A 19664-nucleotide genomic window follows, 5' to 3' on the forward strand; every position below is an offset into this window, starting at 1 on the left:
TGTCCAGTCCTTGTCCCGTGCTGTCCCGGCTGTCCAGGGTGACCAGCTGGGGACGACAGAGGTTGGTGGAGAACCGCAGGCGCGTCGGAAGTGGGGCACGGATGAGCGTGGAGCAGGTCGGTACGTCAGGCGGCGGCGACGGAGCGGACGAACCGGGTTGGGAGGTCGATCCCGATGACGAGTCGAGCGCGGCGCTGGTCGGCTCCGTAGGCCGTCAGATCAAGGCCTGGCGGGAGTCGGCGGGCATGCGGGCCGGCGAGTTCGGGGCCGCGATCGGGTACGGCGAGGACCTGGTCTACAAGGTCGAGGGTGGCCGCCGCATCCCCCGGCCGGAGTTCCTGGACCGCGCGGACGACGTGCTGGGGGCGGGCGGGAAGCTCGCCATGCTGAAGCGGGAGTTGGCGGAGGTCCGGTATCCGAAGAAGGTACGGGACCTGGCGCGCCTTGAGGCACAGGCTGTCGAACTGCTGGCGTACGGCGATCACAACCTGCACGGGTTGCTTCAGACCTCGGAGTACGCGAGGGCCCTGTTCGAGATGCGGCTCCCGCAGTACGAGCCGGACGAGGTCGAGCAGGCCGTCGCGGCGCGCGTGGCCAGGCAAACGATCTTCGATCGAACCCCGGCTCCCGCGCTCAGTTTCGTACAGGAGGAAGCGACGCTGCGGCGCCCGCTTGGGGGCACAATGGTTCTGCGTCGCCAGCTGGAACGCCTGCTGATGGTGGGCAAGTTGCGGAACGTTTCCCTCCAGGTCATGCCGATCGACCGCGAGGAACATGCCGGAATGCAGGGGGAGACGCAGGTGCTGAAGTTCAAGGACGGCTCGGCTCTGGGGCGCTCGGAAGGGGCGTACAACGGTCGGGCGGTCTCCGATCCGAAGCAGCTCCGAATCCTTGAGCTGCGCTATGGCATGATCCGGGCCCAGGCTCTCACCCCTCGCGAGTCACTGGCCTTCATCGAGCAACTCCTGGGAGAAACATGATCAGCGAGCTCTCCGCCGAGGGCACCCATCAGCTGAACTGGCTTAAGAGCAGCTACAGCAGCAACAGCAGCGAGGCTGACTGCGTCGAGGTGGCGACCACCCCCGGAACAGTGCACGTGCGCGACTCCAAGAACACCCGGGGCCCGTTTCTCGGGTTCGCCCCCACCACATGGGACGCCTTCCTGACCTACGCCTCGGAGCGCTGAGAGGGGCCGGGTCCCCCCTCCGGACCCGGCCCCTCCCGCGTCCCGCCCCCGCGCGGCGTCAGGCGCTCCGCACCGCCGCCGTGGACCCTCGTACCACCAACTCGGGCTGGAACACGTACTCCGTGCGCTGTACGGGGCTCCCGCCGATCTCCTCCAGCAGCGCGCCCACGGCCGCCGCCGCCATCGCCTGCACCGGCTGGCGCACGGTGGTCAGGGGCGGGTCGGTGAAGGCGATGAGCTGGGAGTCGTCGAAGCCGACGACCGAGACGTCGCGCGGCACGTCGAGGCCTCTCCCCCGCGAAGCCCGGACCACGCCGAGCGCCATCAGGTCGCTGCCGCACACGATTCCCGTGCAGCCCCTGTCGAGCAGCGCACCGGCCGCGACCTGTCCGCCCTCGACGCTGAACAGCGTCGAGCAGACGAGGAGTCCGGCCTCCTCCCGGTCCATGCCCAGCACCTCTACGGCCGCGTCGACGAAGCCGTCGCGCTTGCGCCGGGAGGGCACGTAGCGCTGCGGTCCGATGGCCAGGCCGATCCGCCGGTGACCGAGTTCGGCGAGGTGCCCGACGGCCATCCGCACGGCGGCCTGGTCGTCGGGCGAGACGAACGGGGCGCTGATGCGCTCGTTGTAGCCGTTGATGAGGACGAACGGCACACCCCGGTCGCTGAGCGCCGCGTACCTCGCCGGGTCCGCCGAGGTGTCGGCGTGCAGCCCGGACAGGAACACGATCCCGCCGACGCCTCGCTCCACGAGCTGTTCGACGAGCTCGTCCTCGGTCGCGCCGCCGGGGAGCTGGGTGCAGAGCACGGGCGTGTAGCCGTGTCCCGCGAGCACCTGCTCCACGGACTGCGCGAACGCCGGGAAGATCGGGTTGGTGAGTTCGGGCGTGACCAGCCCGATCAGCCCGGCGCTGCGCTGCCGCAGCCGTACGGGGCGTTCGTAGCCCAGGATGTCGAGCGCCGCGAGCACCCGCTGACGCGTGGTGTCCGCGACGCCCGGCTTCCCGTTCAGGACGCGGCTGACGGTGGCCTCGCTGACGGCCGCCTGTCCGGCGATGTCGGAGAGCCGCAGCGCCGGTCCGGTCCTGGGTGCGGGGACGGTCACACCGTCCACCACACCGTGGTGTCGGCGGGCAGGTCGACCGTGCCGCCGTCCACGGTCACGCGGTCGCTGGAGAGCAGCGGGGTGCCGGGGGCGGTGATCCGCACGGGCGCGCCCGTGGTGTTGACGGTGCACACGAAGCCGGGGCGGCCGAAGGCGAGTACGCCTTCGGGGGCGTCCAGCCAGCGGACGTCCGTGCCGACGCCGAGTCCGGGGTGCTCGCGCCGGGCGGCGATCGCGGTGCGGTACAGCTCCAGCGTGGAGCCGTCCCTGCCGCTCTGCGCCTCGACGGACAGCTCGCCCCAGCTGTCGGGCTGCGGCAGCCAGCTGCCGCCGGTCCCGAAGCCGTAGGAGCTGCCTCCGCGGGTCCACGGGATCGGCACGCGGCAGCCGTCGCGGAAGCCGTCCTGGCCCTCGGCGCGGAAGTACGACGGGTCCTGGCGCACCTCGTCGGGCAGGTCGGTGACGTCGGGGAGGCCGAGCTCCTCGCCCTGGTAGACGTAGGCGGAGCCGGGCAGCGCCAGCATCAGCAGGGTCGCTGCGCGCGCCCTGCGCAGGCCGAGCGCGCGGTCGCCGGGGGTACGGATCTGGGTGCCCAGACCCGGCGGGTTGGCGAAGCGGGTGGCGTGCCGGGTGACGTCGTGGTTGGACAGCACCCAGGTGGTGGGGGCGCCCACCGGACGCATCGCGTCGAGCGAGGTGTCGATGACGGCGCGCAGCTCGGCGGCGTCCCAGGCGGTGGAGAGGTACTGGAAGTTGAAGGCCTGGTGCATCTCGTCGGGGCGCACGTAGTTCGCGGTTCGTTCGACGGTGGGCGTCCACGCCTCGGCGACCAGGATGCGATCGCCGGGGTACTCGTCGAGGATGGTGCGCCAGCTGCGGTAGATCTCGTGCACACCGTCCTGGTCGAAGAACGGCAGGCCATCGTCGGCGCTGCCCAGCAGCTTCAGCTGGTCGTGGGACCCGAGGTCGGGCAGTCCCTCGGCCTTGACCAGGCCGTGGGCGACGTCGACGCGGAAGCCGTCGACGCCCATGTCGAGCCAGAAGCGCAGGATCGAGCGGAACTCGTCGGCGACGGCGGGGTGTTCCCAGTTGAAGTCGGGCTGCTCGGGCGCGAAGAGGTGCAGGTACCACTCGCCGGGCGTGCCGTCCGGGTCGGTGGTGCGCGTCCACGCGGGTCCGCCGAAGATGGACTCCCAGTCGTTGGGCGGGAGTTCGCCGTCGGCGCCCTTGCCGGTGCGGAAGTGGTAGCGCTCGCGCAGCGCGGAGCCGGGGCCCTCGGTCAGGGCGCGCTTGAACCACTCGTGCTGGTCGGAGGAGTGGTTGGGCACCAGGTCGACGATGATGCGCAGCCCCAGGCCGTGGGCTTCGCGGATGAGCGCGTCGGCGTCGTGCAGTGTGCCGAACATGGGGTCGATCGCCCGGTAGTCGGCGACGTCGTAGCCTGCGTCGGCCTGCGGTGAGGCGTAGAAGGGGCTGAGCCAGACGGCGTCCACCCCGAGGTCCCTGAGGTACGGGAGCCGGGCGGTGACGCCCGCGAGGTCGCCCATGCCGTCGCCGTTGCCGTCGGCGAAGCTCCGTGGATAGACCTGGTAGATCACCGCGTCCTGCCACCAGCCGGTGCGGTGGCCCGGGGCGTCGTCGGACGTGCCGGTGGAGGGGGCAGCGAGGTGCTGGGTCATGTCGTCCCTGGGGTGTCTGGGTGGGGGGCGGCGCCGGGACCGGGTCGGGGATCCGGCGCCGCCGTGACGTGGCGTGCGGTCGTGCGGACTGGGCGCGTCAGCCCTTGACGGCTCCGGCGGACATGCCGGTGACGAGGTGCTTCTGCGCGAAGAGGAAGACCAGTGCGGCGGGGATGGCGATGAGCACGGACGCCGCGGTCATCGGGCCCCACTGGGCGCCGTACTGGTTGACGAACTTCTGCAGTCCGCCGGCGAGTGTCAGGTTCTCGTCGCCGACCATGAAGGCGGAGGCGTAGGCCACTTCGCCCCAGGCGGTGATGAAGGAGTAGAACGCGGTGACGGCGAGGCCGGGCTTGGCGAGCGGCAGGATGAGCCGCCAGAACGTGCCGAAGGGGGTGAGCCCGTCGACCTGCCCCGACTCGTCGATCTCCATGGGGATCGTGTCGAAGAAGCCCTTCATCATCCAGGCGCAGAACGGCACCGAGATGGTGAGGTAGGTGATGACCAGGCCGGCCGGCTGGTTGAGCAGGCCGATGGTCGACATGATGTTGTAGATCGGCACGATCAGGACGGCGACCGGGAACATCTGGGTGATCAGCAGCGTCCACATCAGCCCGCGCTTGCCGGGGAACCGGAAGCGGCTGACGGCGTAGCCGGTGGTGGCGGAGACGAAGACGCCGATGACGGTGGAGAGTCCCGCGACGACCACCGAGTTGCCGAACCAGCTCAGGAACTCGGTGTCCTTGATGAGGTTCGTGTAGTTCTCGTAGGTCGTCTCGCGGAAGAAGTCCGTCGTCGTCGCGTACCTGGCGGGCTTCAGCGAGGTCAGCAGGACCCACAGCACCGGGAAGACCGCGATCACCGAGGCGGTGATCAGGGTGAGGTGCAGGGCGACGGAGGCGGCCGGCGAGCGGTCGCCGCGGCGGCGGACCTTGCGCGCGCCGTGCCGGCTCGGGGTTGCCGTGGCGGTGGTCACCAGTTGTCTCCCTGCGTGCGGAGCACTCGCCGGTACACCATGGCGAAGAGCATCAGGAGTACGAGGATCAGCACGCCCCAGGTGGAGGACTGCGCGAAGTCGCGCGGGCTGATCTCGAACGAGAACTTGTACGCCTGCGTCACCAGGATCTGGGTGGCCTCACCGGGTCCGCCGCGGGTCAGCAGGAAGATCACGGGGAACATGTTGAAGGTCCAGATGGTGGAGAGCAGGATCACCGTCGTGGACACCGGGCGCAGCCCGGGCAGCGTGATGTGCCGGAAGCGCTGCCAGGCGGTGGCGCCGTCCATCTCCGCGGCCTCGTAGTGCTCGGAGGGGATCGACTGCAGCCCGCCGAGGAGGGCGACCATCATGAACGGCACGCCCAGCCAGACGTTGACGGCGATGACCGAGAACTTGGCCCACGCGGGGTCGTTCAGCCACGGTATGCCGTCGATCCCGGCGCCGCCGAGGATCTTGTTGAGCAGCCCGCGGTCCTCGTTGTAGAGGAAGCGCCAGGCGAACACCGAGACGAAGCCGGGGATGGCCCAGGGCAGGATCAGGGCCATGCGGTAGACGGAGCGTCCGGCGATCCGGCGGTTGAGGATGTTGGCGAGGGCCATGCCCAGGCAGAACGTGATGCCCACGCAGGAGACCGTCCACACCAGTGTCCAGCCGAGCGTGCCGAGGAACTGGGTACCCGTCAGCGCGTCGACGTAGTTGTCGACGCCCACGAACTCGTAGGTGGCGGGCAGTTCGTTGACACCGATGGACCGGGCGACGTTGCGCTCGTTCGCGTCGGTCAGCGACAGGTAGATGCCGCGGACCAGCGGGTATCCGATGATCACGCCGATCACGATCACGACCGGGGCGACCATGGTCCAGGCGTACCAGTGGACCGACACGGCCCGCCGGAGCCTGCTCGGTGGAGCGGATTGACCAGTACCGCGGCTCCGGCCGCGGGCGACGTCGTCGCCCGCGGCCTTCGCCACCGACTGGCTGGTGTGGACAGCCATCAGCCGGCCTGCCTTCCTGGGTTACTTCCAGCCCTTGAGGAGCTTGCGGTAGGAGTCGCCGGTCGTCGAAGCGGCCTTCTCCGGCGTGGTCTGGCCGGTGAGCACCTTGGTGTACTCGGTGACGAGCGGCGCGAAGAGGCTGCCGGTCTCCGGGATCCAGGGGCGCTCGACGGCGGTCTCGACGACGGGCTTGAAGAACTGCACGATCTCGCTGTGCACGGCCTGCTGCTTGGCGTACACGGAGGTGCGGGTCGGGAGCAGGTTCAGCTCACCGGCGGTCTGCGCCTGGGACTCCACCGAGGTCATGTAGTCGACGAAGGCGTAGGAGGCGTCCAGGTTCTTGGAGCCCGCGTACACGGCGAGGTTGTGGCCGCCCTGCGGGGCGCCCTGTCCGGCCGAGCCGGCCGGCACCGGGGAGATGCCGAGGTTCGCCTTGTCGGTGAACTCCTTGCCGGTCAGGGTGTCGGCGACGGCCCAGGGGCCGTTGATCATCATCGCGACCTTGCCGTCCTTGAACGACGACTGCATGTTCTCCCAGCCGTCGGTGGCGTCGGTCTTCGCGGCGCCCGAGTCGACGAGGTCCTTGACGGTCTCGAACGCCTTGACGCCCTCGGGCTTGTCCACGGTGACGGACTTGGAGGAGGCGTCGACCAGGTCGCCGCCCTCGCCGTAGAGGAAGGAGAGGAACCAGTACGCGTCGTCGCCACGCAGGTAGAGGCCGGTCTTGCCGGTCTTGTCCTTGATCGTCTTGGAGACGGTCTTGAGGTCGGCGATGTTCTTGGGGACCTCGACGCCGGCGTCCGCGAAGATCTTCTTGTTGTAGAAGATGCCCATGGAGTCGATGACCTGCGGGACCGCGTAGGTCTTGCCCTTGTACTCGGTCGACGCGGCGGCCTGCTCCAGGAAGTCGTCCTGGTCCTTCAGCGCGGTGGTGCCGTCCAGCGGGGCGAGGTAGCCGAGGTCGGCGAACTCGGGGGTCCAGGCGACCTCGGAGCGGATGACGTCCGGGGCACCGGCCCCGGCCTGGGCGGCGTTCTTGAACTTGTTCTGCGCCTCACCGAAGGGGACGTTGACGTACTTGACGTCGACCTTCGGGTGCTTCTTCTCGAAACCCTCGGCGAGCTTCTTGAAGACCTTGTCCTCACTGCCGACGGTCGAGGTGTCCCACCACGTCACCGTGCCGGAGAGCTCGCCCGAGCTCTTGCCGCCGCCGGACTCGTCGTCGCTGCCGCAGGCGGTCGCCGCGAGCGCCAGGGCCGCGACCAGGGCGGTGGCCGTTATGCCACGTCGCATCTGAACTCCTTCAACTGCCGTACCGCTCCGTCGCGGCGCCGGGTCGACGTGAACGTAACAAGGATGAAAGACGTCCGAAAGACTTTGCGGAAGATTTCTGCAAGCGCCGGTGATCGTTACATTGGCGTGTCCTCAAGGTTGCCGTCAAGCCTCTTGACGGAACCGCCGAACCCCTGCGCATGCCTGGCCAGAACCGTGCGGTGACCGGTAGGAAGATCGGATCGCAAGGGTGGATCGTCGCCCGCAAGCTCTTGCAAGATATTGCCGCCGCGAGCCCCGCGGGCGCGGCCGACCGGGTCGGACTGCCCGAATCCCGCTCATGGTGGGCAATCCGACACGCGCCCGGTACAGTCCCCTCATGACCGCACGGCTTGCCGATATCGCAACTCAGGCGGGGGTCAGCGAAGCGACGGTCAGCCGAGTACTGAACGGCAAGCCCGGTGTCGCAGCGGCCACCCGCGAATCCGTCCTCGCGGCGCTCGACGTACTCGGCTACGAACGCCCTGTGCGACTGCGCCGGCGCAGCGCGGGTCTGGTCGGCCTGATCACGCCCGAGCTGGAGAACCCGATCTTCCCGGCCCTGGCCCAGGTGATCGGCCAGGCGCTGACCAGGCAGGGCTACACCCCGGTGCTGGCGACCCAGACCCCCGGCGGCTCCACCGAGGACGAGCTCACCGAGATGCTCGTCGACCGCGGGGTCTCGGGCATCATCTTCGTCTCGGGGCTGCACGCCGACACCTCGGCCGACATGCAGCGCTACGAGCAACTGCGGGCCCAGGGTGTCCCGTTCGTGCTGGTCAACGGCTTCTCGCCCAAGGTCCAGGCGCCGTTCATCTCCCCCGACGACCGGGCGGCGATGCGGCTCGCGGTGACGCACCTGGTGGCCCTCGGCCACCAGCGCATCGGCCTGGCGGTCGGCCCCAAGCGCTTCGTGCCGGTGCTCCGCAAGATAGAGGGATTTCACGCCACGATGCAGGAACAGCTGAACCTCACGGCCGGTGCCGTGGAGGAGTTGATCCAGCACTCCCTGTACACGCTGGAGGGCGGCCAGGCGGCCGCCTCGGCGCTGATGGAGCGCGGTTGCACCGCGGTGGTGTGCGCGAGCGACATGATGGCGCTGGGCGCGATCCGGGCGGCGCGCAGGCTGTCGATGGAGGTCCCGGGGGACCTCTCGGTGGTCGGCTACGACGACTCGCCCCTCATAGCGTTCACCGATCCGCCGCTGACCACGATCCGTCAGCCGGTGACGGCGATGGGTCAGGCCGCCGTGCGCACACTGCTGGAGGAGATCGGCGGCACGCCCGCACCGCACAGCGAGTTCGTGTTCATGCCCGAGCTGGTCGTCCGCGGTTCGACGGCCTCCGGGCCCGGCCACTCAGCGGCAGCCCGCCCCCGTCCGTGAGGAACAGAACGTGCGACCGGAACCCGTCCGTAGGATCATCGGGCGGAGGGGGACGTATCTGGCAGACTCTGCGCCTATGGGTGAATCGCACGTGACCACACAGGAAGACCGCACGGCGGCCACCCCGTCACCCGTCGCGGACGGAGTGACGGAGTCCGGTTCCACCCGGGCGATCAAGGGGTCACGCCTGCGCACCCGCTTCTCCCTCGCGGCCCTCCGGGCCCCGCGCCGTCCGCGCCTCTGGTTCGAGATCCTGCTGATCGCGGTCAGTTACTGGCTGTACTCGCTGGTGCGCAACGCCGTGCCCGAGCAGAAGGACGCGGCCCTGCGCAACGCCGACTGGATCTGGTCGGTCGAGCACAGCCTGGGGCTCGCCTTCGAGGAGTCGGTCAACCACGCCGTCAATTCGGTGACATGGCTGATCGTGTCGATGAACTACTACTACGCGACGCTGCACTTCGTCGTGACGATCGGCGTGCTCATCTGGCTGTTCCGCCGCCACCCCGGCCGTTACGCGGCCACCCGCCTCGTCCTGTTCGCGACCACGGCGGTGGCGCTCCTCGGCTACTACCTCTTCCCGCTGGCCCCTCCCCGGCTGATGAACGGCGGGGGGTTCTTCGACACCGTGCTGCTGCACCAGACCTGGGGCTCCATGGCCTCGGGCAACTTCAAGCACATGTCGAACCAGTACGCGGCGATGCCGTCGATGCACATCGGCTGGTCGTTGTGGTGCGGGCTGACCATCTTCGCCCTGGCGTCCGCGCCCTGGGCGCGCATCCTCGGACTGCTCTACCCCATGGCCACGCTGGTCGTGATCGTGGCGACCGCGAACCACTTCTGGCTGGACGCGGTGGGCGGCATGGTGTGCCTGAGCTTCGGCCTCGCGCTCTCGTACGCCTGGTACGGGACGCTGCCGCACCGCCTCCCCCGACAGGTGGCCGCCCGCACCGGACGACTGCGCGCGCTGCGCCGCGATCCCCGGGCACGAGTGCGTCCGCGCGCGACCGCGTCGAGCGCCGCCGAGAAGGTCTGACCCTTCCGGGTCCGCCCGGCGGCGCTCCGGGCCCGGCACGCGGCCGGGTGCCCCTCAGCCGGCCGCGCCGTAGAACCTCTCCTCGACCACGGCCCGTGCCCGCCGGGTGATCCGCCGGTAGTCGTCCAGCATGTCCCCGACGTGCCCCGGCTCGTAGCCGAGGTAGCGCCCCACCGCGGTGAGTTCGCGCGGGTTCGAGGGGAAGGTGTCGCCCGGCCGCCCTCGCACCAGCATCACCGCGTTGCGCACCCGTGAGGCGAGGACCCAGGCCTCGTCCAGGGTCTGCGCCTCCTCCGCCGGGATCAGGCCGGCCGCGCACGCCGCGGCGAGGGCTTCCCGGGTGCGCGTGGTCCGCAGCCCGGGCTCGGCCCAGCCGTGCTGCATCTGCATGAGCTGCACCGTCCACTCGACGTCGCTCAGTCCGCCCCGCCCCAGCTTGGTGTGGAGCGTCGGGTCGGCGCCGCGCGGCATCCGCTCGGACTCCATCCGGGCCTTGAGCCGCCGGATCTCACGCACGGCGTCGTCCCCGAGGCCCTCCACCGGATACCTCAGGGGGTCGATCAGCTCCACGAAGGCCTGGCCCAGCTCCGCGTCACCGGCCATGGGCTCGGCACGGAGCAGCGCCTGGCTCTCCCAGACCAGCGACCACCGCCGGTAGTACGCCGCGTACGACTTCAGGGTGCGCACCAGGGGCCCGCTCTTGCCCTCCGGGCGGAGGTCGGCGTCGATGAGCAGCGGCGGATCGGCCGTCGGCAGCTCCAGCAGCCTGCGCATCTCGGTGATGACGGTGTTGGCCGCCCGCATCGCCTCCTCGTCGGCGACCCCTTCCCGGGGCTCGTGCACGAACAGGACGTCGGCGTCGGACCCGTAACCCAGCTCGTGTCCGCCGAAGCGGCCCATCCCGATGACGGCGAACCTGGTCGGCAGGGTGTCCCCCCACCGGGCGCGCACCGCGGCGCGCAGGGCGCCGGAGAGCGTGGCGGCGTTCAGGTCGGTGACCGCGGAGCCCACCCGGTCGACCAGCGCACCGGGATCGGGCTCCGCCGGGCTGTCCTCGGTGCCGTAGGAGCCGATGATGTCGGCCGCCGTCGTGCGGAACAGCTCCCGCCGCCGCACCCCGCGCGCCACCGCGACCGCCGCTTCCGCGCCCTGCGCCCGGCCGACCGCGGCGAGCACCTCCTGGTCCAGGTGTTCCCGGCGGCGCGGCTTCAGACCTTCGGGGTCGCCGAGGATGGCGACGGCCTCCGGGGCCCGCATGAGCAGGTCGGGGGCGAGCCGCCCGGCGGACAGCACCCGGGCGAGGTTCTCGGCGGCGGCGCCCTCGTCGCGCAGCAGGCGGAGGTACCAGGGGGTCTTGCCGAGCGCGTCGGAGACCTGCCGGAAGCCGAGGAGTCCCGCGTCCGGGTCGGCGGAGTCCGCGAACCAGCCGAGCAGCACCGGAAGCAGCGTGCGCTGGATGGCCGCCTTCCGGGACACCCCGGAGGACAGGGCCTCCAGGTGCCGGAGCGCGGCGGCGGGGTCGGCGTAGCCGAGGGCTTCGAGGCGCACGACGGCGGCCTTGGGGCTGAGCCTGCTCTCGCCGGGGGCGAGCTGGGCGACCGCGTCCAGGAGCGGCCGGTAGAAGAGCTTCTCGTGCAGCCGCCGCACCACGGACGCGTGCCGGCGCCACGCCCTGTTGAGCTCGGCGACCGGGTCCGTACGCAGCCCGAGCGAGCGCCCGAGCCGCCGCAGGTCGGCCTCGTCCTCGGGGACCAGGTGCGTGCGGCGCAGCCGGTAGAGCTGGATGCGGTGCTCCATGGAGCGCAGGAAGCGGTAGGCCTCGTCCAGCTGGGCGGCGTCGGCCCTGCCGACGTAGCCGCCGCCCGCGAGGGCCGCGAGGGCCTCCAGCGTGGACCCGGAGTGCAGGGTGCTGTCGCTGCGGCCGTGGACGAGTTGCAGGAGCTGTACGGCGAACTCGACGTCCCGCAGCCCGCCGGGGCCGAGCTTGAGCTCACGGTCGACCCGGTCGACGGGAATGTTGTCGACGACGCGGCGGCGCATCTTCTGCACGTCGCCGACGAAGTTCTCCCGTTCCGCGGCCTGCCAGACCAGCGGCGACACGGCCGCGACGTACTCCGCACCGAGGCCGGGGTCGCCGGCCACCGGCCGGGCCTTCAGCAGGGCCTGGAACTCCCACGTCTTGGCCCAGCGCTGGTAGTAGGCGAGGTGCGAGGACAGGGTGCGCACCAGGGGTCCGTTGCGGCCCTCCGGGCGGAGGTTGGCGTCCACGGGCCAGATGGTGCCCTCGACGGTGGTGTCCGAGCAGATGCGCATCATGTGGGCGGCGAGGCGGGTGGCGGCCTGCAGGGCGCCGCTCTCCTCCGCCCCCGCGACGGGCTCGCCCACGAAGATCACGTCGACGTCCGAGACGTAGTTGAGTTCGTGTCCGCCGCACTTCCCCATCGCGATGACGGCGAGCCGGCACTGCGCGGCGTCGGCGGGGGCCGCGGCGGCCGCCAGGGCGAGTGCCGCCCGCAGGGTGGCCGTCGCGAGGTCGGCCAGCTCGGCAGCGACTTGGGCGACGTCCGTCGTCCCGCACACGTCGCGTGCCGCGATGGACAGGAGGCACCGGCGATAGGCGACCCGGAGTCCGTCAGGATCCACGACACCATCGAGCATGCGTTCGAACTCGGGGACCCCGGGATGCAGATCGGTGGCCTCGTACGTGACGAGGGCGTGCCAGTCGTGCGGATGCCGTGCCAGGTGGTCCCCCAGCGCCTCCGAGGCGCCGAGCGCGCCGAGGAGCCGGTCCCGCAGCGGTTTCGCCGTGACGAGGGTGTCGAGGAGGACCTGCCGCTCGTCGGGCTCCTCGGCCTCCACGAGCCGGACGAGACTGTTCAGCGCCAGATCGGGGTCCGCGGTCGCCCCGAGCGCGTCGAAGAGGACCGGATCGGCCCGTACGGACGACAGCTCGGGCAGATCCAGCAGTCTCTCGGCGGCCGACGGATCGGTGAAACCGTGCCGCAGCAGCCTGGTGAACGTACTGCTCCTGCGCCCCGGCACCGTCGTCATCCCGTGTTCTCCCGCCAGCCGACCACCCATATCCGCCCTTCGAGCCTAGCCCTGTGCAGGTGAATACGGAGTGGGGGCGGAGCCCTCGCTCCCTCCGCGTCTCCGCCGGGGCGCGCGGGCCCCCTCCCTCACGCCTTCCCGACGGCGGGCCGAAGCGGCCGCGTCCCGATGACGACGGTGGCGTACAGCTCCTCGGAGACGACGACGCGGGGGATCAGCCCGCTGCCTCCCAGCGCCTCCTCGGCGCGCGCCGCCTGCCGCTCGCTCGCCTCGACCAGCAGGCTGCCTCCCGGGGCCAGCCAGCCCGTCGCCTCCGCGGCCACGCGCCTCATGACGTCGAGCCCGTCACCGCCGCCGTCGAGCGCGACGCGCGGCTCGTGGATGCGCGCCTCCGGGGGCAGCAGGGCCACGTCGTCCGTCGGCACGTACGGGACGTTGGCGAGGAGGACGTCGACGCGACCGCGCAGAGCGTGCGGCAGGGGCGCGAAGAGGTCGCCCTCGTAGACCGTCCCCCGGTCGCCGACGTTGCGCCGCGCGCAGCGCACCGCGGCGGGTTCGACATCGGCCGCGTGCAGTTCGGCCCCGGACAGCGAGGCGGTCAGCGCCGCGCCGAGCGCCCCCGAACCGCAGCACAGGTCGACGACGACGGCCCGCTCCGGAGCCAGGGCGGCGGCCTGCCGGACCAGGAACTCGGTGCGGCGCCTGGGCACGAAGACCCCGGGGTCCACCGCGATCCGCAGTCCGCAGAACTCGGCCCAGCCGAGCACGTGTTCAAGTGGCAGCCCGGCCACACGGCGGTCGACCATGGCGGCGAGCTCGGCGGGTCCGCCGGCCGTGGAGAGGAGGAGTCCGGCCTCGTCCTCGGCGAAGACACAGCCGGCGGCGCGCAGTGCGGTGACGATGGCGGAGAGGTCGAGCGGGGGCGGGAATTCCTGCATGGGGCGGAGCCTTTCGGGGAAACCGATGGGCGCTCCGCGGCCGCTCAGACCCGGTCGGGCCGGCGACGACGAGAGGGGAGCACCCGTCCTGCGACAGCGTTGATGGGTCTCACCTCCTGGGTCGGTCCCGGTCTCGGGAGGGGTCAGACTACCCGACCCCGGATGCGGCGGTACCTCGTACCGGCGACGCCCACCGGCCGGTGCGGGGCACACGCCCGCCCGCAGGTCCACGCGGGCGCCTCGCCCCATGGGCGTCACGACCGCGTGAGCGTCACCGCATGGGGGTCACATGGGCCTGACCATGGGCTCCAAGGAACTTTGCCCACTGCGCAACATGTTGGACCCCGTAGATAATGGCCCCATGGAGAGCTCTGTGGGACTGCGGGAACGCAAGAAGGCGGCCACCCGGCAGGCCGTGCACGAGGCGACACTGCGCCTGACCGTCGAGAACGGCTTCGACCACGTGACGGTGGAAGCGGTCGCGGACGCGGCCGGCATCTCCCGCAGGACCTTCTCCAACTACTTCACCAACAAGGAGGACGCCCTCCTCTACGGCGAGGAGCAGCAGATCGGCTCACTCGTCCGGGCGGTCCGCGAGCGCCCCGCGGACGAACCCGCCTGGACCGCGCTCAGGGCCGCGGTGGCGGAGTTCTCCGAACGCGTCGCTCCCCCGGAACGCGAGTGGGCCGTCCGCACCAGACTGGCCATGCGCCACCCCTCGCTCCTCGCCCGCCAGCTCGCCAACCACGCGGCGATGGAGCGGGACCTGGCGGACGCCATAGCCCTGCGCCGCGGGCCCGGCGGCGGGCCGGTGCGTCCGACGGTCCTGGCGGCCGCCTTCCTCTCCTCCCTGCGGATCGCGATGCGCATGTGGATCGAGGAGGATCTGGCCAGGGAGCCCGGCGAGGTCATCGACGAGATCCTCGACGAGATGGGCAGGGACTTCCGCCCCGGGGACTGAGCACCGGCCGTCGCACCCCGGGCCATCGGGCCGCTCCTGCGGCCGCCTCAGACCACGACGCGGTAATGGGTGGTCAGGCGCCCGTCGTCATCGAGGACGTGGAAGGCGAGACCGGGCGGCTGCTCACGGTCCGCCACCTCGTCGCCCTCCCACGGCAGGCGCAGCGTCCAGGTGGTCGCCGGGCCCACCACGAGAGGCCGGCCCGCGAACACGGAGGCCGCCGCGGTGTGGGCGTGCCCCGTGAGGACGGCGGCGACCCGCGGGTGGGCGCCGAGGAGCGCAGCGAGATCGCGCGGGTTCTCCAGCATGCAGCTGTCGGGGAGCGGGTGGTGGACCTCGACGGGCGGCTGGTGGAAGGCCAGCAAAGCCCTTGCTCCCGGCGGGAGTTCGCTCAGGGTCCTGTCGATCCAGGCGAGTGTCCCTGCGTCGAGGCGCCCTTCGTCCCGGCCCGGAACGGTGGAGTCGCACATCAGGATCGCGACACCCTTGACGTGGTGCACGCGGTTGACGGGTGCCGCGTCCGGCACCTCCCGCAGCAGGGCCTTCCGGTAGGCGGTGCGCACATCGTGGTTGCCCGGGCACATGAGCACCGGGAACGGCGCGGCCAGCAGACGCAAAGCCTCCTCGTACTCCGCCTCCTCCCCGTGATCCGCGATGTCCCCGGTCACGAGCAGCGCGTCGACCTGGCGGGGCAGGCCTCGGAGGTGGTCCATGACGCGTTCGGCGCGCCGGGTGGCCCGCTCACCGCCGTCCAGATGCAGGTCGCTGATCTGCGCGAGCAGTACGGCCACGATCCCCCCTCACGTCTGTTCACGGTCATCCGTTGGAGACCCTAGAGCGTCCGTGTCACCTCGGGAACCTGAACGACTCCGCCGCTCCCGTCCACGTCACGCAGGGCGGGGCGCGCCCGTCGCTCTGACGGGCGTACGCGCCGGTGAGTCAGCCGCGGCGGGCGGCGCCGTCCGGCCAGACGACGTCCACGGGCACTCCGGCCCTGCGGGCCTCCTCGACCAGGTCCGCCGTCCCACCGCCCCGGCCGGACGGCGGCGCCCCGTCCCACACGGCGACGACGCGGTCCGCCCGTCTCAACAGCTCGGCGTTGGCGGCTTCGTAGGCGGTGCGGCCGACGGATTCGTACGGCAGGGTGTGCACCTCGACGGCGGCCTCGCAGAGGTGGTCGAAGACCGGTCCGTCCTCCGGCTTCACGTGGACGTCGCGGTAGTCGAGGGACGGTATGACGACGACGAGGCGGCCGCCCAGGGCGCTGACCTCCTCAGCGAAGAGCGAATCGGCCCCGGCGGCGATGCACGACACCCCCGTGAGTCCCGCGCTGTACGGACCGAGGACCTCGCGCAGCGCCGCACGCACGAGCGGCACGGTCTCCTCGGTCAGGTCGATGTGCCCGGTCACGGCGATCGTGGTCATGCGCCGCCCCTCCTCAGCTCGGCTGCGGATCGTGAGACGCGAACGCGTCTCACGCGCCGGGGCCCCGTGGGACCACCGGCGCACGGATACAGCTGCCCCACCCACCCGCCGGCACGCCCGGACGCGGAACCCGGCGGCCGTCCGAAACATGGATCCTGCACCGTTCACCCACCCTTCTCCCGAAATTGAGCCGGGGCTCGTCCACCGCACGTAGCGTCCGACCGACATTGCCGGACAGTTCACGAAGTGGGATCACCATGTGCGACACACACCACATACCGGACGGGCCCCAGCTCGGCCTGAGCCGTCGGTCCATGCTCGTGGGCGCGGGACTCGCGGGGGCCGCCGTCGCGGGGCTGGCCGCGACGGCCCCGACGGCGTCGGCAGCCGGGGCCGAGGGGCGCGAGGGCACTTGGCGCCCCGACACCGACGACTCGCGGTTCACCATGGTCGTGATGCCGGACACGCAGTTCCTCTTCGACGGTGCGAGCATCCATCCGGCCCCCGTCGAGGCGACGTTCCGGTACCTCCTGGAACAGGCCGAGGACGAGAACATCGTCTTCCTGGCCCACCTCGGTGACATCACCCAGAACGGCCAGGCGAGCGAATTCGCGTCCGTCGACAAGGCGTTCCGCGTCCTGGACCGCAAGGGTGTCCCCTATAGCGTCGTCGCCGGCAACCACGACATCGGCTCCTCCACCGACGACACCCGGGGCGACTCTCCCTACCTGGACGTCTTCGGCCCGCACCGCTTCCGTCACGCGCCCGCCTTCGGCGGCGCAAGTCCGGGCGGCTACAACACCTACCACCTGTTCCGGGCGGCCGGCCGCGAGTGGATGGTGCTCTCCCTGGACTGGCGGCCGTCGCCGGTCGGCATCGCCTGGGCCAAGGACGTCATCGCCCGGCACCCCGGCACGCCGGTGATCCTCACCACCCACGAACTCGTCTACGCGGACACCTACGGCGACGAGGCCCGGTTCTCCGACCACGGCCAGGAGCTCTGGGACGAGCTGATCAACAGCACGGACCAGATCTTCCTCACCCTGAACGGTCACTACTGGCCGCCCGCCCGCACCACCCGGGCGAACGCGGCGGGCAACGACACCCACCTGCACATCACGAACTACCAGGACCGCTACTACGGCGGCGCCGCGATGATCCGGCTCTACCACTTCGACCTGGCCCGCAACACCATCGACGTCGAGACCCTCTCCCCCTGGATCCTGGGCCGCGTCGGCGAGGGACTGAACGCACTGGAGCGCGAGGAGGTCGAACTAACCGGCCCGCAGGACCGCTTCTCCGTCGGCATCGACTTCGAGGAGCGCTTCGCCGGCTTCGCCCCGGTCCGCGCACGCCCCTCCCGCCCGGCCTCGCGGATGCTGATCCCCGGCACGGTCGCCTACTGGCGCTTCGACGCCTCCCGCGACACCGACAGGGTCCGCGACCTGACCGGGCGCGGCAACGACCTCACCAAGGTCGTCGCCCCCGGTTCCGACCCGGCGACCGCCCTCACATGGTGCGCCGAGCACCATCCTGACCAGCCTGGCCACGCCAGCCTGTACTTCGCGGGCGACAAGACCCCGCTGCGCGGGGCACACCTCACCACCGGCGCCCACGCACCGCTCAACTCAGCGACCTTCCGGCGCGGTTACACCTTCGAGGCGTTCTTCAAGCTCCCCGGGGACTGGGACGACGGACGCAACGGCTGGGCCGCGCTCATCAGCCGCTGGGGACTGGCCCGCGAGGCGGGCAAGCTCAAGAACGACCCCGACGAGCCCGTCGCGACGCTCAGTCTCTCCGGCGGCCGCGAACTCCAGTGGTGTGTGTACCCGCAGGACCTCGACGAGTCGGTCAGCAACTGGGGTCACTCGCTGCCGCTCGACACCTGGTGGCACGTCGCCGTAGTCAACGACGGGCACCACACCATCATGTACGTCGACGGCTGCCCCGTAGCCCGCAACCCTTCGACCCGTAACACCGGTCTCACCAGTCTCGGACTGCCCTGGCTGCTCGGGGGTTACGAGTACGGCGGCAAGCTCGACCAGCTTCTGCACGGCTGGATCGGTGACGTCCGGATCAGCGAACGCGCCCTGAAGCCTGCCGAGTTCATGAACGCCCGATAGGGGCCGGACGGGAAGACGGCTTCGGGCCGACGGGTGGGACACCGTCGGCCCGAAGCCACGTACGAGCGCTCTACCGGAGCTGACCTGCGCCTACAGCACCGGCAGCAGGTTCTTCAGCTCGAAGGCCGTGACCTCGCTGCGGTACTCCTCCCACTCCTGCTTCTTGTTGCGCAGGAAGAAGTCGAAGACGTGCTCGCCCAGGGTCTCGGCGACCAGCTCGCTCTTCTCCATCAGCGAGATGGCCTCGCCCAGGTTCTGCGGGAGCGGCTCGATGCCCATCGCGCGGCGCTCCGAGTCGGACAGCGCCCAGACGTCGTCGTCGGCGCCGGCCGGGAGTTCGTAGCCCTCCTCGATGCCCTTGAGGCCCGCCGCGAGCAGGACGGCGTACGTCAGGTAGGGGTTGGCGCCGGAGTCGATGGAGCGGACCTCGACGCGGGCCGAGCCGGTCTTGCCGGGCTTGTACATCGGGACGCGGATCAGCGCGGAGCGGTTGTTGTGGCCCCAGCAGATGTACGAGGGGGCCTCGCCGCCGGCGCCGGCGGAGCGGGAGGAGCCGCCCCAGATCCGCTTGTAGGAGTTGACCCACTGGTTCGTCACGGCGGAGATCTCCGCGGCGTGCTTGAGCAGGCCCGCGATGAAGGAGCGGCCGACCTTGGAGAGCTGGTACTCGGCGCCCGACTCGTAGAAGGCGTTGCGGTCGCCCTCGAAGAGGGACAGGTGGGTGTGCATGCCGGAGCCCGGGTACTCGGAGAACGGCTTCGGCATGAAGGTCGCCTGCACGCCCTGCTCCAGAGCGACCTGCTTCATGACCAGGCGGAAGGTCATGATGTTGTCGGCGGTGGACAGCGCGTCCGCGTACCGCAGGTCGATCTCCTGCTGGCCGGGGGCGCCTTCGTGGTGGCTGAACTCGACCGAGATTCCCATGGATTCGAGCATGGTGATCGCCTGGCGGCGGAAGTCCATGCCGACGTTCTGCGGGGTGTGGTCGAAGTAGCCGGAGCTGTCGGCCGGGGTCGGGCGGCTGCCGTCGACCGGCTTGTTCTTCAGGAGGAAGAACTCGATCTCCGGGTGCGTGTAGAAGGTGAAGCCCAGGTCGGAGGTCTTGGCCAGGATGCGCTTGAGGACGAAGCGCGGGTCGGCGAAGGAGGGCGAACCGTCCGGCATCAGGATGTCGCAGAACATCCGCGCCGTCCCGGGGGCCTCCGCGCGCCACGGGAGGATCTGGAACGTGCCGGGGTCCGGCTTCGCGATCATGTCCGATTCGTATACACGGGCGAAGCCCTCGATGGCGGAGCCGTCGAAGCCGATGCCCTCGTCGAAGGCCTGCTCCAGCTCGGCAGGGGCCACGGCGACGGACTTGAGGTAACCGAGAACGTCGGTGAACCACAGGCGTACGAAGCGGATGTCACGCTCCTCAAGCGTCCTGAGGACGAATTCCTGCTGCTTGTCCATAGCCACATCCTTGCAGTTCAGACGGTC

The 19664-nt window shown here is 70.7% G+C and carries 16 protein-coding genes; 6 read left to right on the forward strand and 10 right to left on the reverse strand.

Annotated elements, in window-relative coordinates:
* Positions 1-101: 101 nt before the first annotated feature.
* On the forward strand, positions 102-980 hold the full coding sequence (locus ACFYY2_RS22810) for a helix-turn-helix domain-containing protein (RefSeq protein ID WP_388745696.1): 879 nt from the start codon (positions 102-104) through the stop codon (positions 978-980).
* Positions 977-1186, forward strand: coding sequence for a DUF397 domain-containing protein (locus ACFYY2_RS22815; protein WP_388745698.1), 210 nt, complete (start codon positions 977-979; stop codon positions 1184-1186). Before ACFYY2_RS22810 ends, ACFYY2_RS22815 begins: the two co-directional genes overlap by 4 nt.
* 58 nt (positions 1187-1244) lie before the next feature.
* Here the strand turns inward: ACFYY2_RS22815 and ACFYY2_RS22820 are convergent, their stop codons facing one another.
* The 5 genes from ACFYY2_RS22820 to ACFYY2_RS22840 all read right to left on the reverse strand — a co-directional run bounded on the left by ACFYY2_RS22820 (position 1245) and on the right by ACFYY2_RS22840 (position 7252).
* The gene (locus ACFYY2_RS22820; RefSeq protein WP_388745700.1) at positions 1245-2303 is read right to left on the reverse strand and encodes a LacI family DNA-binding transcriptional regulator; all 1059 of its coding nucleotides are present in this window, start codon (positions 2301-2303) and stop codon (positions 1245-1247) included.
* The gene (locus ACFYY2_RS22825) at positions 2288-3970 is read right to left on the reverse strand and encodes a glycoside hydrolase family 13 protein (protein ID WP_388745702.1); all 1683 of its coding nucleotides are present in this window, start codon (positions 3968-3970) and stop codon (positions 2288-2290) included. Before ACFYY2_RS22825 ends, ACFYY2_RS22820 begins: the two co-directional genes overlap by 16 nt.
* 97 nt (positions 3971-4067) lie before the next feature.
* Positions 4068-4946 (reverse strand): sugar ABC transporter permease, encoded by an 879-nt coding sequence (locus ACFYY2_RS22830; RefSeq protein WP_388745704.1) that lies wholly within the window; start codon positions 4944-4946, stop codon positions 4068-4070.
* Complete coding sequence (locus ACFYY2_RS22835; RefSeq protein WP_388745706.1) at positions 4943-5959, reverse strand: carbohydrate ABC transporter permease; 1017 nt, start codon at positions 5957-5959, stop codon at positions 4943-4945. The genes ACFYY2_RS22830 and ACFYY2_RS22835 overlap by 4 nt, the downstream gene beginning before the upstream one ends.
* Positions 5960-5980: 21 nt before the next feature.
* Positions 5981-7252, reverse strand: a complete 1272-nt coding sequence (locus tag ACFYY2_RS22840) for an extracellular solute-binding protein (RefSeq protein WP_388745708.1) — start codon at positions 7250-7252, stop codon at positions 5981-5983.
* A 358-nt stretch (positions 7253-7610) separates the two neighbouring features.
* Between ACFYY2_RS22840 and ACFYY2_RS22845 the strand changes: the two genes are divergently transcribed.
* The gene (locus ACFYY2_RS22845) at positions 7611-8654 is read left to right on the forward strand and encodes a LacI family DNA-binding transcriptional regulator (protein WP_388745710.1); all 1044 of its coding nucleotides are present in this window, start codon (positions 7611-7613) and stop codon (positions 8652-8654) included.
* 187 nt (positions 8655-8841) lie between these two features.
* On the forward strand, positions 8842-9687 hold the full coding sequence (locus ACFYY2_RS22850) for a phosphatase PAP2 family protein (protein WP_388746058.1): 846 nt from the start codon (positions 8842-8844) through the stop codon (positions 9685-9687).
* 54 nt (positions 9688-9741) lie between these two features.
* On the opposite strand, the gene ACFYY2_RS22855 is transcribed toward ACFYY2_RS22850, so the two are convergent.
* Positions 9742-12738: a bifunctional [glutamine synthetase] adenylyltransferase/[glutamine synthetase]-adenylyl-L-tyrosine phosphorylase gene (locus tag ACFYY2_RS22855; RefSeq protein WP_388745712.1), complete on the reverse strand. Its 2997-nt coding sequence runs from the start codon at positions 12736-12738 to the stop codon at positions 9742-9744.
* Between the two features lie 128 nt (positions 12739-12866).
* Positions 12867-13676 carry a putative protein N(5)-glutamine methyltransferase gene (locus ACFYY2_RS22860; RefSeq protein WP_388745714.1) on the reverse strand — a complete coding sequence of 270 codons (810 nt, stop codon included), beginning with the start codon at positions 13674-13676 and terminating at the stop codon, positions 12867-12869.
* A gap of 361 nt (positions 13677-14037) precedes the next feature.
* Between ACFYY2_RS22860 and ACFYY2_RS22865 the strand changes: the two genes are divergently transcribed.
* On the forward strand, positions 14038-14637 hold the full coding sequence (locus ACFYY2_RS22865; protein WP_388745716.1) for a TetR family transcriptional regulator: 600 nt from the start codon (positions 14038-14040) through the stop codon (positions 14635-14637).
* 47 nt (positions 14638-14684) lie between these two features.
* Here the strand turns inward: ACFYY2_RS22865 and ACFYY2_RS22870 are convergent, their stop codons facing one another.
* Positions 14685-15428, reverse strand: a complete 744-nt coding sequence (locus tag ACFYY2_RS22870; protein ID WP_388745718.1) for a phosphodiesterase — start codon at positions 15426-15428, stop codon at positions 14685-14687.
* Between the two features lie 148 nt (positions 15429-15576).
* Positions 15577-16062 carry a hypothetical protein gene (locus ACFYY2_RS22875; protein WP_388745720.1) on the reverse strand — a complete coding sequence of 162 codons (486 nt, stop codon included), beginning with the start codon at positions 16060-16062 and terminating at the stop codon, positions 15577-15579.
* A gap of 257 nt (positions 16063-16319) precedes the next feature.
* Here ACFYY2_RS22875 and ACFYY2_RS22880 point away from each other — a divergent pair, with 257 nt between their 5' ends.
* Positions 16320-18185 (forward strand): LamG-like jellyroll fold domain-containing protein, encoded by a 1866-nt coding sequence (locus ACFYY2_RS22880; RefSeq protein ID WP_388745722.1) that lies wholly within the window; start codon positions 16320-16322, stop codon positions 18183-18185.
* Between the two features lie 90 nt (positions 18186-18275).
* On the opposite strand, the gene glnA is transcribed toward ACFYY2_RS22880, so the two are convergent.
* Positions 18276-19637, reverse strand: coding sequence for a type I glutamate--ammonia ligase (gene glnA, locus ACFYY2_RS22885; protein ID WP_014156604.1), 1362 nt, complete (start codon positions 19635-19637; stop codon positions 18276-18278).
* Between the last annotated feature and the right edge of the window lie 27 nt (positions 19638-19664).

Origin of the sequence: Streptomyces sp. NPDC001822 (assembly GCF_042892135.1) — a bacterium.
GTDB lineage: Bacteria > Actinomycetota > Actinomycetes > Streptomycetales > Streptomycetaceae > Streptomyces.